Genomic DNA, 12,308 nt, shown 5'->3' with positions numbered 1-12,308 from the left:
TTCCTGGGCTTCGTGGGCGGGGACGAGGTACCGCGGGCACGGCGGACGCGCCGCCGGAGGGCGCCCGCTGCGGCGGACGGGCCCTGGTGGGAGGGTCCTGACGGGTCCTTGAAGGGTCCTGCCGGGACGGGGCCTGACGGTCCCTAGGCGGGGTCGGACAGAGCCCGGTCGTCGGCGGGCGCGGCGGAAACGGCGGCCGAGGCGGACCCGGCGGGCGCGCGCCGGCGGCGGGCGCCGACCCCCACCAGCAGCAGGAAGCCGGCCGCCAGCGCGATCGGCACCGCGTGCGAGAAGCCGACCACCGTCAGCGGGCTGAAACGCTCCATCAGCCCGGCGCTGAGCAGCATCCCGACGCCCATGCCGAGGCTCTCGGCACTGGCCACCAGCCCGAAGGCCTGCCCGCGCCGGTCGTCGTCGACGGCCTGGACCCGGGTGGTGTACGAGATCTCGGTGAAGCCGTCCGCGAGGCCGGCACCGAGCGCGACGACCAGGAACAGCGGGGTCGGCAGTCCGGTGAAGGCGAGGATGAAGCAGGCCGACATCAGGGCGGTGCCCACCGCGAACGCCCGCTCGCCGGGCTCCTTGCCCCGCTTGAGCACCAGCCGGGAGACCAGCTGGTGGGCGCCCAGGCTGCCGACCGCCCAGGTGGCCCAGAACAGGCCCAGCACCCCGGCCGGATTGCCCGGCGCGTGCTGGGTGGCGAACACCGGCAGACCGATGTTGTGCGCGGCCGAGCCGAAGGCATCGACCAGCCGGATGGCGACCATCGCGCCGATCACCGGCAGCGCGCGCAGCAGCACCAGCCCGGCCCACCGCCCGCCCGGCCGCACCGGCGCGGCGGCCTCGGCGCCGCCGTCGGAGCGGGTGCGCAGCGGCAGCCGCAGCACCACCGCGCCGAACACCGCGAAGCTGGCCGCGTCGGTCAGCAGCGCGGCCTGGAACCCGGCCCAGGCCACCAGCACCCCCGCGGACGCGAATCCCAGCACCATCGCGGTCGAACGCCCGGTCACCAGCACCCCGTTGGCGCGCGCCCGCAGCTCCGGGCCGACCATCTCGGGCACGCTGCTGCGCAGCGCGACGGCCGAGAAGGTGCCCGCCGCCCCGAACAGCAGCGCGAGCGGGTACAGCACCGGGATCCGCAGGTGCTCGGGCACCAGGGCGAGCGCCACCAGCCCGGTGGCCTGGGTGAACGCGCAGCCCACCATCAGCAGCCGCCGGTCGGCGCGGGCGACGACCCGCCCGGCCAGCAGCCCGGCGCCGAAACCGCCGATCAGACGCAGCGTCAGGTACCCGGCCGTGCCGATGGCGCTGCCCGCGGCCTGGTACGCGAAGAGGCTGAGCGCGACCATGTTGAGCTGGCTGCCGTAGCTGGAGACGGCGTCTCCGACGGCGAGTCGGTAGAACGGCCTGGGCAGGGCGCTTGTGGCGGTACCCCGGCTTGGAACGGTGTGATCCCCCACGACAGCTCCGTTGCCATGTGACATTTCACTTTTGATCCTAGAATGCCGCCGCCGACGGGATCAAGGGTGCCGCCCGCCCACGGCGCTTTCGACCATACGACAGTACGCCGTCAAGTCGGAGCGGAGCGATCACTTCCGGCCACCGGGCCAGCTGAAACACCCTCAGAACACCGGCGCCCCCGGCCTCTTCGCCCGCGAGCCGCCCACCGCCCACCCGCCCGCCCCCGTACCGTCACCCCATGTCCCTCGGCCTGCTGTCGGCACTCGTGGCCGCCCTCCTCACCGGCTCCGCCACCGTCCTCCAGGCACTCGGCGCCCGCCGTGCCGCACCCGCCCCGGGTCACGGCCAGACCGCCGCCCTGACCGGCGTACTCCACCAGTGGCCCTTCCTCGTCGGCATCGCCCTCGACATGCTCGGCTTCGTCGCCGAACTCGTCGCCCTGCAGCGCCTGCCCCTGTACGTGGTCGAGGCCGCCCTGTCCTCCGCCCTCGCCGTCACCGCCGTCGGTGCCGCCCGCACCCTGCACGTACGGCTGCGCCGCAGCGAGTGGGCCGGGGTGGCGGCCGTCTGCGCGGGGCTGGTCGTCCTGGCCCTGACCGCCGGGCGCGACGGCGACGGCAGAGGAGACCAGGCCCTGCGCCTGGGCGTCCTGGCGACGGCGGTCGCCCTGACGGCGGCGGGCTGGGCCGTCGCCCGCCTCGCCCGCGCCCGCCGCGCCCCGCTGCTCGGCCTGGTGGCGGGCCTGCAGTTCGGGGTGCTCGGCGTCGCCGTGCGGGTGCTGCCCTCCCCGCACCTGCCGCAGCTGCTCGCCGAGCCGTCCGCGTACGCGGTGGCCGTCGCCGGGATCGGCGGCTTCGCCGCGCTCACCCTGGCCATGCAGAGCGGCTCGGTCACCTCCGCCACGGCGGCCATGGTGCTGGGGGAGACCCTGGGCCCGGCCGTGGTCGGGGTGCTCCTGCTGGGCGACCGCACCCGCCACGACGCGGTACCGCTGGCCGCCGCAGGCTTCGCGGCCGCCATCGTCGGGGCGCTGACCCTGGCCCGCTTCGGCGACGCCGAACAGCCCGCCGCGGCCCCCGCCGGCTGACCCGCGCCCCGGCCCCGCCCCGGTCCCCGCCCCCCGGCTCCGGCCTGCGGCGGCGCCCCGCCGGCCCCGCCCGCGGGGCGCCGCGACGGGGCCCGGAAACCCGCCGGGGGAAAATCCGCCGCTTCGCCGCCGCACCTGCTACAGTCGTTATCAGTTGCAGTTTTGGTTCCCATGAACTTTGTGTGCGCCTGTCGGTTGTGACCGCAGGCGCATTTTTGTTTCCCGGGTTTACCCGGGTGGGTGCTCATCGCGGCGACGCGGGACCTGCGAGGTGCGGGTTTCGGGATGCCCTTTGAAGGAGAATTTTTTATGGCTAATGGCACTGTGAAGTGGTTCAACGCGGAGAAGGGCTTCGGCTTCATCGAGCAGGAGGGTGGCGGCCCGGACGTCTTCGCCCACTACTCGAACATCAACGCCCAGGGCTTCCGTGAGCTGCTCGAGGGCCAGAAGGTCGAGTTCGACGTCACGCAGGGCCAGAAGGGCCCGCAGGCGGAGAACATTCGCCCCCTCTAGTACTTCCTGCTGAACGGCTCAGGCCGGACAGCACAAGCTGATCGGCCTCGCCGAACAGCTCCTGGGGCCCGTACCGCGCAATTGCACGGTGCGGGCCCTTCGGCATGTCCGCCGCCGGATCCCGGCGGCGCCGCCGGTATTCCCGCCCGCTGCCGGGTGTGCGGCCGGTGTCCGGCCGGAGGCGGTACGGCGTCCGCCGAATTAACACCCCGTGCGTCTCGCGCCCGGGCCGCCCGGGGGATTTCCGCGGCGGGCCCCGCCGGTTCCGCGGACGCCCCCGCCCCGCGCCCCGTCCCCCTCGCCGCCGCGCGCCACCACGCCGACGGCCTCCGGCGCACCCTGCCCGCGCCGGGCCGGGCGCGTTAGCCTGGCGGCATGTCGAAACCGGATCAACTGCTCACCGACGTCGCCACCATGGTGGAGTCGACGGGAAGCAACCAGATGCCCATCACCGTGGTCGTCCCCGGGGCCGTCATCACGGGAAGGCTCGCCGCGGAGGCGGTGTGGCGCGAGCGGGTCGCCGAGGTGCTGGAGGCCTCCGAGCACCTCAAGCCGTTCGCACCGCTGTTCACGGACCCCGCGCGCTCCCCGGCCCCCGCCGCCGGATCGGCCACCCACCTGCACCTGCACGTCGCGAAGATCCTCCAGGGCAGCTTCGGCCTGCCGCACACCGGCGGCATGTACCGCATCGCCATCGAGGACGTCAGCAGCTGGACCCTGGGGGACCTCAGCTACTCCGACCAGTGACCGGCCGACCGACCGGCTGACTGGCTGACCTGCTGGACAGCCGACCGGTGACCGGTCGCCGCGACAGCGGCCGGGGCGGCTGTCCCGGCCCCGGTCCCGGCTGCGGTCCCGGCCGCTGTCGCGGGGCGGTGCGCAGGCGTACGGTGGCCACACGGTGGCGCGCAGACCGGGAGCGCGCCCGTCCCCGGCCGCGGCACAGGCGGCGTCACCGCCCCCGCGTTGGCACGCCCTGCCGGAGACCGCGATGGCAGACCACCAGGTCGATCCCAAGGCCTTCCTCACCACGCCCCGCCGGCTCCGCGAGCGCAGGGCCCCCGAGGAGCGGCTGGGGGACCGGCGCGAGGTCTACCGGGAGGGGGCGCTGCTGCCCCTCGTCTCCGGCCAGGCCGCCCGCTGCATGGACTGCGGCCTGCCCTTCTGCCACCACGCCTGCCCGCTGGGCAACGTCATCCCGGACTGGAACGCCCTGGTCGCCCGGGAGGACTGGCGGGCCGCCGCCGCGCGCCTGCTGGCCACCGACAACTTCCCCGAGTTCACCGGCCGGCTCTGCCCCGCCCCCTGCGAGAGCGCCTGCGTGCTGGCCATCGACGCCGAGGCCGTGACGATCAGGAACGTGGAGCTGGAGATCGCCGACCGGGCGGGGGAGCGGGGCCACGACCCGCCGCAGCCGCCCGAGCGGATGACCGGCCTGCGGGTGGCCGTCGTCGGCTCGGGCCCGGCCGGGCTGGCCGCCGCGCAGCAGCTGACCCGCGCCGGGCACACCACCACGGTCTACGAGCGCGCCGACCGGATCGGCGGGCTGCTGCGCTACGGCATCCCGCCGTTCCGGCTGGAGAAGCACCGCCTGGAGCGGCGGATCGCGCAGATGCGGGCGGAGGGCACCCGCTTTCGCACCGGCGTCGCGGTCGGGCGCGACCTGCCCGCGGACGAGCTGCGCGCCCGCTGCGACGCGGTGGTGGTCGCGGTCGGCGCCACCGCCTGCCGGGACCTCGCGGTGCCCGGCCGCGGGCTGCCCGGGGTGCACCAGGCGATCACCTACCTGACCCTGGCCAACCGGGTGGACGAGGGCGACTACCCGCTGTCCCCGCTGTCCGCCGAGGGCCGCGACGTGGTCATCGTCGGCGGCGGCGACACCGCCGCCGACTGCCTGGGCACCGCCCTGCGCCAGCGGGCGGCGGCCGTCACCCAGCTGGACATCAACCCCCGCCCGCCCGGGCGCCGGGCGCCCGACCAGCCCTGGCCCGTCCACCCCAAGGTCTACCGGGTGACGACCTCGCACGAGGAGGCCGGCGGCGCGGCCCGCGAGCCCCGGGTGTTCGCGGCGACCACGGTGGGCTTCGAGGCGGGCGCCGGCGGGCGGCTGGCGGCGGTGCGCTTCGCCGAGGCGCGGCCGGGCGACCGCGGCCCGCTGCCCGGCACGGAGCGGACCGTCGCGGCCGGGCTGGTCCTGCTGGCCCTCGGCTTCCGCGGCCCCGAGCACGACGGCGGGCTGGCCGCCCAACTGGGCCTCGCCCTCGACCCGCAGGGCAACCTCGCCCGCGACGAGGGCTTCGCCGCCGCGGCGGACGGCGTGTTCGTCGCGGGCGACGCCGGGCGCGGCCAGTCGCTGATCGTCTGGGCGATCGCCGAGGGCCGCTCGGCGGCCGCGGCCGTGGACCGCTACCTGCGCGGCGGCACCGAGCTGCCCGCCCCGGTCGCGCCCTCCGACCGCCCGCTCACCGTCTGAGCGACCCGGGCCCCGGGCCGGTACCCGGGGTGTCGGACCGGTACCCGGGGTGTCGGGCCGGCGCCCCGCGTCAGACCAGTTCGAGGACGAGCTTGCCGGTGTTCTCGCCCCGGAAGAGCATCTGCAGGGTCTGCGGGAAGTCGTCCAGGGTGCCCCGCACCACGTGCTCCAGGACCTTGATCCGGCCGGCGGCGATCCAGGCGCCGAGCTCGCGGGCGGCCTCGGCGTAGCGCGGCGCGTAGTCGAACACCACGAAGCCCTCCATCCGCGCGCGGCGCACCAGCAGCGACAGGTAGTTCGACGGCCCCTGGACGCCGGTGGTGCTGTTGTACTGGCTGATGGCGCCGCAGACCACCACGCGGGCGCGCATCGCCAGCTGGGCCAGGGCCGCGTCCAGGATGTCGCCGCCGACGTTGTCGAAGTAGACGTCGATGCCGTCCGGCGCGTGGGTGCGCAGGGCCTTCTTCACGTCCTCGGAGCGGTAGTCGATCGCGGCGTCGAAGCCGAGCTCGCCGGTCAGCAGGGCGCACTTCTCGGCGCCGCCGGCGATGCCGACCACCCGGCAGCCCTTCGCCTTGGCGATCTGGCCGACCAGGGTGCCCACCGCGCCCGCGGCGCCGGAGACCACCACCGTCTCGCCCTCCTGGAGGGCCCCGACGTCCAGCAGCCCGAAGTAGGCGGTCATGCCCGGCATGCCGAGCGCGCCCAGGAAGGTCGACGCCGGGGCGGCGGACGTGTCGATCTTCAGCGTGCCCCGCCCGTCGGAGACCACGTGCTCCTGGACGCCGAAGGTGCCGGCGACCAGGTCGCCGATCCGGTACTTCGGGTGGTTGGACTCGGTCACCTCGACGACCGACCCGGCCCGCATCACCTCGCCGAGGCCGACCGGCGGCAGGTAGGAGGGGCGGTCGTCGAGCCAGCCGCGCATCGCCGGGTCCAGCGAGATGAACCGGGTGCGCCCCGCGAACTGCCCCTCGCCGGGCGCCGCGGCCGGCTCGCTGACGTGCTCCCAGTCCTCGGGCCCGACCTCGCCCACCGGCCGGCGGGCGAGGCGGATCTGGCGGTTCACGGCGGACATCATGGCGTCTCCCGGTGGCTGGGGTCCCTGCGCGGCCTGCGCCGCACTGCGCGCCCGATTCTAAGCAAGCGCTTAGTCACTGCGCCAGGGCGGGTGCCCGCCGGGTGCCCGGCGGAGGCCCGCCGGGGGCCTGCCGGCGGCCCGGCGGGGGCCTGTCACCCGGGTGTGGGAGACTCCGCCCGCGTATTCGATCTTGGGGGTGGCGGGTGGGGCGTGTCCTGATCTGGGTGGCGAGGACCTGCGCGGTCGGCGCGTGGGCGGTGCTGGCCGTCGCGTGCGTACGGGCGTTCACCCTGGGCGGCGGAGCCGTGCAGCCGCTGACCGGCCTGCTCGCCCTCGGCTGGACCGGGGTGGGGCTGCTCTGGCTCCGGGCGCTCGCCCTGTGGGCGGGCAAGGCCGTCCGCGTGTTCGAGCGGGCCCGGGGGCGCAGGCGTGACGCCCGGGTGTCGCTGGCGAAGGAGGACGCCCGCCCCCGGCGGCACACGCAGCGGGTGCCGGAGGACTTCAGCGCCGGCCCCTGGGTGATCGTGCGCCAGGTGGCCGTGTGGATCCTGCTCCCGCTCGCGGCGGCCGTCCCCAGTGCGCTGCACGACATGGACGGGGGCGAGGCCGTCCGCGAACTCAAGGCGGCCGGCGCGGTCGTCGCCACCGCGACGGTGGTCGAAGCGGTGGACTTCGAGGCGGCCGAGGACGCCGACGGCTACGTCACCCACCACCACGGCGACCTGGTGCTGGCCCTGCCCGACGGGCGCAGGATCACCGCCTGGGGCGCCGACACCCGCGACGACCCGAAGCCCGACGACCGGGTCCAGGCCCTGTGGGCGCCCTCCGACCCGGAGCTCGGGGCCCTGGTCAAGGAGACCAAGGACCTGGCGCGCCACGCCGACAAGGGCTGGACGGTGAGCGGCGAGCGCCTGTTCCTGCTCTGCTTCTTCACGCTCTTCGTCCTCGGCTCCGTCCTGGTCATCGGACTGGCGGCGGGCTCCGAGAGCCTGCACGACCTCGCCTGGAGACCGCTTGCCCAGACCTTCCTGCCCGCCGTGGCCACCCTCCTGCTGCTGTGGATCCGCCCCGCGCTGACCGGCCAGGGCATGGTCCAAGGCGTGCTGGAGGGCGCCGCGTTCGGCGGGTTCGCCATCGTGCTGCTGGTCCTCTACATCGGCACGACGCTGCGCGCGCTCATCCGTGGCATGTGAACCCGGGCCCGGTCCTTGAACCCGCCGCCTGCACCCGGTCCTGAGCCCGCCGCCTGAGCCCGCCGCCTGAGCCCGCCGCCTGAGCCCGCTCCTCGATGCCTGCGGAGGCGTCAGCCGGGAGCGCCCCGGCCACCCGATCGCGTGAACACCGCGACCGCACCCATCCGCGGGCCGGGCCGCGCCGAATGGCGGGCGTGAGCAACCAGCAGAGCACCCCCGGCGCGGCCCCGGCCCGGCCCGGCGAGCCCCCGGCCACCCGCCGGCCCCGCCCGGCCCGGGCGGCGGCGGTGCTGTGCGGGCTGGCCGCCGCGGCCGCCGCCGTGGGGGCCGGCGAGGCGGTGGCGGCCTTCGTCCGGCCCTCGGCGGCCCCGGTGGTGGCGGTCGGCTCGGCCGCCATCGACCTTGCCCCGACCGCGCTCAAGGAGTACGCGGTCCGCACCTTCGGCACCGGCGACAAACCGGTCCTGCTGGCCGGCATCCACCTCACCCTGGCCCTGCTCGCGGCCGCCACCGGCCTGGCGGCCACCCGCCACCGGCCCGTCGGCGCCGCCGTGTTCGCCCTCTTCGGCGCGCTCGGCGCCTGGGCGGCACTGTCCCGCCCCGGCGCCGGCCCCGCCGACGCCCTGCCGGCCCCGGCCGCCGCCCTGGCCGGCGCGCTCGCCCTCGACCGGCTCACCGCCCTGCTGCGGCGCACCACCGCCCCGTCGCCCCCACCCCCCGAAGACCCCGACAGCCCCGAGGGCCCCGGCAGCCCCGACGGCCCCGACGCCGCTGAAAGCCCCGGGGCCGCCCCCCGCCCCCGCCGGCGCACGGTCCTCGCGGCCGGCGGCGCCACCATCGCCGCCGCCACCGCCCTCGGCGCGGGCGGGCGCATCCTCTCCGACCGCCGCAACGACATCACCGCCGCCCGCGCCGCCGTCCGCCTGCCGCCCCCGGCCCGGCCCGCACCACCGCCCCCGCCCGCCCTGCGGATCCCCGGCCTGGCACCCACCACCACCCCCACCGCCGACTTCTACCGCGTCGACACCGCCCTCACCCTGCCGCGCATCGACCCCCGCCGGTGGTCCCTGCGCCTGCACGGGATGGTCGACCGCCCGCTGCTGATCGGCTTCGACGAACTCCTCGCCCTGCCCCTGGAGGAACTCGACCACACCCTCACCTGCGTCTCCAACGAGGTCGGCGGCCCCTACGCCGGCACCACCCGCTGGCTCGGCGCCTCCCTGCCCGCCCTGCTGCGCCGCGCCGGGATCCGCGCCGGGGCGCAGCAACTGGTGGGACGCTCCCAGGACGGCATGACCATCGGCACCCCGCTGGAGGCGGTGCTCGACGGGCGACGGGCGCTGCTCGCGGTGGCGATGAACGGCGAGGCGCTGCCCGTCGAGCACGGCTTCCCCTGCCGCACGGTGGTGCCCGGCCTCTACGGCTACACCTCGGCCACCAAGTGGCTGGTGGACCTGGAGGCGACCACCTTCGCCGCGTTCGACCCGTACTGGGTGCAGCGCGGCTGGGACCGCACCGGAGAGGTGCGCACCGCCTCGCGGATCGAGGTGCCGGCGCCGTTCGCCCGGGTGCCGGCCGGTGAGGTGGTGCTGGCCGGCACCGCCTGGGCCACCCACCGGGGGATCGCCGCGGTCGAGGTCCGCGTCGACGGCGGTCCCTGGCAGCAGACCCGGCTCGCCGCCGACGCCGGCCCCGACGTGTGGCGCCAGTGGACCCACACCTGGGCCGGCGCCGCCCCCGGCACGCACCGGATCGAGGTCCGCGCCACCGACGCCGCCGGCGCCGTGCAGCCCGAGACCCGCAGACCCCCGTACCCCTCCGGGGCGACCGGCTGGCACAGCACGGTCGTCACCGTCACCTGACGCCCCGCCGACGAGCACCTCCGTCCGTCCACCGGCGGCCCCGCGGGGCCGTCCGGCCCCCTCACCGCGTCCGCGACCGCGCACGCGCCCACCCAAGGAGAACCCCCGTGACCACGTCCACCCTGCGCCGCAAGTCCACCACCGCGCTGCTCGCCGCCGGCCTGCTCACCGCCGCGCTGAGCGCCTGCAGCAGCGGCGGCGCCTCCACCGCGGCCGCCGACCGGGCCGCCGCCTCGACCGCCGCCCCGTCGGCCGCGTCGTCTGCCGCCTCGTCCGCTCCGGCGGGCGCCGCCCCCGACCAGGGCGCGAACGCCGCGCAGGCCTCCCAGCCGTTCGGCGCCGCCTGCGCGGCCGTGCCCAAGGACGGCGCGGGCAGCTTCGCGGGCATGGCCATGGACCCGGTCGCCACCGCCGCCTCCCACAACCCGCTGCTGTCCACCCTCGTCACCGCCGTCAAGCAGGCCGGCCTGGTGGACACCCTCAACTCCGCCCAGGACATCACCGTGTTCGCGCCCACCGACGACGCCTTCGCCAAGCTCCCGAAGAAGGACCTGGACGCCGTCCTCGCCGACAAGGACAAGCTCACCAAGATCCTCACCTACCACGTCGTCCCCCGCCGCCTGGCCCCCGCCGCCCTCGCCGGCGCCCACCGCACCCTGGAGGGCCACGACGCCACCGTCAGCGGCGCCGCCCCCGACTTCACCGTCAACGGCGCCGCCAAGGTCCTGTGCGGCGGCGTCCGCACCGCCAACGCCACCGTCTACATCGTCGACACCGTCCTGATGCCCGCTTCCTGACGGTTCGCCACCGCACGGCACGGCCCCCGGCGCCTTCCCGGCACCGGGGGCCGTCGTGCGCGGCACCGGGCCGCACCTGCGGCCCAGGGGATCCCAACCGCGAATTCCGCCGGAACAGTTGACGCTGTTGAAGTGGTCATGGCAGGTTCGTGCGGTTCGGGCGTTCGCAACCGTTCGCGCGCCCGGCGATCCCCCACAAGGAGACCCATGTTCAAGGCACTTGCCGCCGCCGTCGGCACCGCCGCGGTCGTCGCGGGCACCCTCACCTCCGCCGCCACCCCCGCCCAGGCCGTCCAGGCGGGCGACCTGACCTCCACCATCGCCCTGAGCAACTGCTCGGCCTCGCTCGTGCGCTACCCCTCCTCGGTCGACACCGACCGGGCGATGATGCTCACCAACGGGCACTGCCTGCCCACCATGCCCTCCGCCGGCCAGGTCATCCAGAACGCCAGCGCCAGCCGCAGCGGCACCCTGCTGAGCTCCTCCGGCGCCTCCCTCGGCACCGTCCAGGCCGACAAGGTGCTCTACGGGACCATGACCGGCACCGACGTCGCCCTCTACCAACTGACCGACACCTTCGCGTCGATCACCTCCAAGTACGGCGCCACCGCCCTGACGATCAGTGACACCCACCCGGTCGACGGCTCCTCGATGTACATACCCTCCTCGTACTGGAAGCAGGTGTGGAACTGCTCGATCAACGGGTTCGTCAACGCCCTGCGCGAGGACGAGTGGACCTGGAACGACTCGCTGCGCTACAGCGCCGGCTGCAACACCACCCACGGCACCTCCGGCTCACCGATCGTCGACGCCGCCACCAAGAAGATCGTCGGCATCAACAACACCGGCAACGACGACGGCGCGATGTGCACGCTCAACAACCCCTGCGAGGTGGCCGCCGACGGCACCACCACCGCCACCAAGGGCCAGAGCTACGGTGAGGAGACCTACTGGTTCACCACCTGCCTCGGCAACGGCCGCGTCATCGACCTCAACGTCGCCGGCTGCCTGCTCACCAAGCCCGCCGGCAGCGGCACCGTCTCCGTGACCAACCCGGGCAACCAGTCCACCGCCGTCAACGGCAGCGGCAACCTCCAGATCACCGCCACCGGCGGCACCGCCCCGCTGACCTACTCGGCCACCGGCCTGCCCGCCGGCCTGTCGATCAACGCCTCCACCGGCAAGATCACCGGCACCGCCACCACCGCCGGCACCTACAACGTCACCGTCACCGCCAAGGACGCCGCCAACAAGACCGGCTCCACCGCCTTCACCTGGACGGTCACCAGCACCGGCGGCACCTGCACCCCGGCCCAGCTGCTCGGCAACGCCGGCTTCGAGACCGGCACCGCCGCCCCCTGGACCACCTCCAGCGGCGTCGTCGACTCCAGCTCCTCCCAGGCCGCCCACGCAGGCACCTGGAAGGCCTGGCTCAACGGCTACGGCTCCGCCCACACCGACACCCTCGCCCAGACGGTGACCATCCCGGCCGGCTGCAAGGCCTCGCTCAGCTTCTACCTGCACATCGACACCGCCGAGACCGGCACCACGGCCTACGACAAGCTCGCCGTCACGGTCAACGGCACCGCGCTGAAGACCTACTCCAACGCGGACAAGGCCACCGGCTACCAGCTGCGCACCTTCGACCTCTCGGCCTACGCGGGCCAGAGCGTCACCGTGAAGTTCACCGGCACCGAGGACTCCTCGTTGCAGACGAGCTTCGTCATCGACGACACCTCGATCGCCACCAGCTGACCCGCCCGGACCACCCGGTCCACCTGCAACACCTGATCTGCCTCTGACGGGCCCGGCGGCACCCCGCCGCCGGGCCCGTCGCCCTG

Annotated in this window: 10 protein-coding genes; 8 read left to right on the top strand and 2 right to left on the bottom strand. The window is 75.3% G+C overall.

Annotated elements, in window-relative coordinates; translation table 11 throughout:
- Positions 1-143: 143 nt before the first annotated feature.
- Positions 144-1,460 (bottom strand): MFS transporter, encoded by a 1,317-nt coding sequence (locus ACFVVX_RS11480; RefSeq protein ID WP_387944016.1) that lies wholly within the window; start codon positions 1,458-1,460, stop codon positions 144-146.
- A gap of 239 nt (positions 1,461-1,699) precedes the next feature.
- On the opposite strand from ACFVVX_RS11480, the gene ACFVVX_RS11475 reads away from it, so the two are divergent.
- The 4 genes from ACFVVX_RS11475 to ACFVVX_RS11460 all read left to right on the top strand — a co-directional run bounded on the left by ACFVVX_RS11475 (position 1,700) and on the right by ACFVVX_RS11460 (position 5,534).
- On the top strand, positions 1,700-2,548 hold the full coding sequence (locus ACFVVX_RS11475) for a hypothetical protein (protein ID WP_387944014.1): 849 nt from the start codon (positions 1,700-1,702) through the stop codon (positions 2,546-2,548).
- Between the two features lie 309 nt (positions 2,549-2,857).
- Complete coding sequence (locus tag ACFVVX_RS11470; protein ID WP_042388274.1) at positions 2,858-3,061, top strand: cold-shock protein; 204 nt, start codon at positions 2,858-2,860, stop codon at positions 3,059-3,061.
- Between the two features lie 375 nt (positions 3,062-3,436).
- Positions 3,437-3,808, top strand: coding sequence for a hypothetical protein (locus tag ACFVVX_RS11465; protein WP_387944012.1), 372 nt, complete (start codon positions 3,437-3,439; stop codon positions 3,806-3,808).
- A gap of 244 nt (positions 3,809-4,052) precedes the next feature.
- A complete protein-coding gene (locus ACFVVX_RS11460; protein ID WP_387944010.1) occupies positions 4,053-5,534 on the top strand; it encodes a glutamate synthase subunit beta in 1,482 nt (493 codons plus the stop codon).
- A gap of 70 nt (positions 5,535-5,604) precedes the next feature.
- Here the strand turns inward: ACFVVX_RS11460 and ACFVVX_RS11455 are convergent, their stop codons facing one another.
- On the bottom strand, positions 5,605-6,612 hold the full coding sequence (locus ACFVVX_RS11455) for an NADP-dependent oxidoreductase (RefSeq protein WP_387944250.1): 1,008 nt from the start codon (positions 6,610-6,612) through the stop codon (positions 5,605-5,607).
- 227 nt (positions 6,613-6,839) lie between these two features.
- On the opposite strand from ACFVVX_RS11455, the gene ACFVVX_RS11450 reads away from it, so the two are divergent.
- The 4 genes from ACFVVX_RS11450 (at position 6,840) to ACFVVX_RS11435 (ending at position 12,222) form a co-directional block, all read left to right on the top strand.
- Positions 6,840-7,808 carry a hypothetical protein gene (locus ACFVVX_RS11450; RefSeq protein WP_387944008.1) on the top strand — a complete coding sequence of 323 codons (969 nt, stop codon included), beginning with the start codon at positions 6,840-6,842 and terminating at the stop codon, positions 7,806-7,808.
- A gap of 194 nt (positions 7,809-8,002) precedes the next feature.
- The gene (locus ACFVVX_RS11445) at positions 8,003-9,670 is read left to right on the top strand and encodes a molybdopterin-dependent oxidoreductase (protein ID WP_387944006.1); all 1,668 of its coding nucleotides are present in this window, start codon (positions 8,003-8,005) and stop codon (positions 9,668-9,670) included.
- 107 nt (positions 9,671-9,777) lie between these two features.
- Positions 9,778-10,467 (top strand): fasciclin domain-containing protein, encoded by a 690-nt coding sequence (locus ACFVVX_RS11440; RefSeq protein ID WP_387944004.1) that lies wholly within the window; start codon positions 9,778-9,780, stop codon positions 10,465-10,467.
- Positions 10,468-10,674: 207 nt separating this feature from the next.
- Complete coding sequence (locus ACFVVX_RS11435; RefSeq protein ID WP_387944002.1) at positions 10,675-12,222, top strand: putative Ig domain-containing protein; 1,548 nt, start codon at positions 10,675-10,677, stop codon at positions 12,220-12,222.
- The last annotated feature ends 86 nt before the right edge of the window (positions 12,223-12,308 follow it).

Origin of the sequence: Kitasatospora sp. NPDC058170 (assembly GCF_042883905.1) — a bacterium.
In the GTDB taxonomy this organism is placed as follows: domain Bacteria; phylum Actinomycetota; class Actinomycetes; order Streptomycetales; family Streptomycetaceae; genus Kitasatospora.
The sequence above is the reverse complement of the archived record's forward strand: the minus strand, read 5'-3'. Positions and strand labels throughout refer to the sequence as shown.

What these genes read in the sequence shown, in the direction of transcription:
- ACFVVX_RS11475 (WP_387944014.1), top strand. Translation starts at nt 1,700, where the DNA reads ATGTCCCTCGGCCTGCTGTCGGCACTCGTGGCCGCCCTCCTCACCGGC.
- ACFVVX_RS11470 (WP_042388274.1), top strand. Translation starts at nt 2,858, where the DNA reads ATGGCTAATGGCACTGTGAAGTGGTTCAACGCGGAGAAGGGCTTCGGC.
- ACFVVX_RS11465 (WP_387944012.1), top strand. Translation starts at nt 3,437, where the DNA reads ATGTCGAAACCGGATCAACTGCTCACCGACGTCGCCACCATGGTGGAG.
- ACFVVX_RS11460 (WP_387944010.1), top strand. Translation starts at nt 4,053, where the DNA reads ATGGCAGACCACCAGGTCGATCCCAAGGCCTTCCTCACCACGCCCCGC.
- ACFVVX_RS11455 (WP_387944250.1), bottom strand. Translation starts at nt 6,612, where the DNA reads ATGTCCGCCGTGAACCGCCAGATCCGCCTCGCCCGCCGGCCGGTGGGC.
- ACFVVX_RS11435 (WP_387944002.1), top strand. Translation starts at nt 10,675, where the DNA reads ATGTTCAAGGCACTTGCCGCCGCCGTCGGCACCGCCGCGGTCGTCGCG.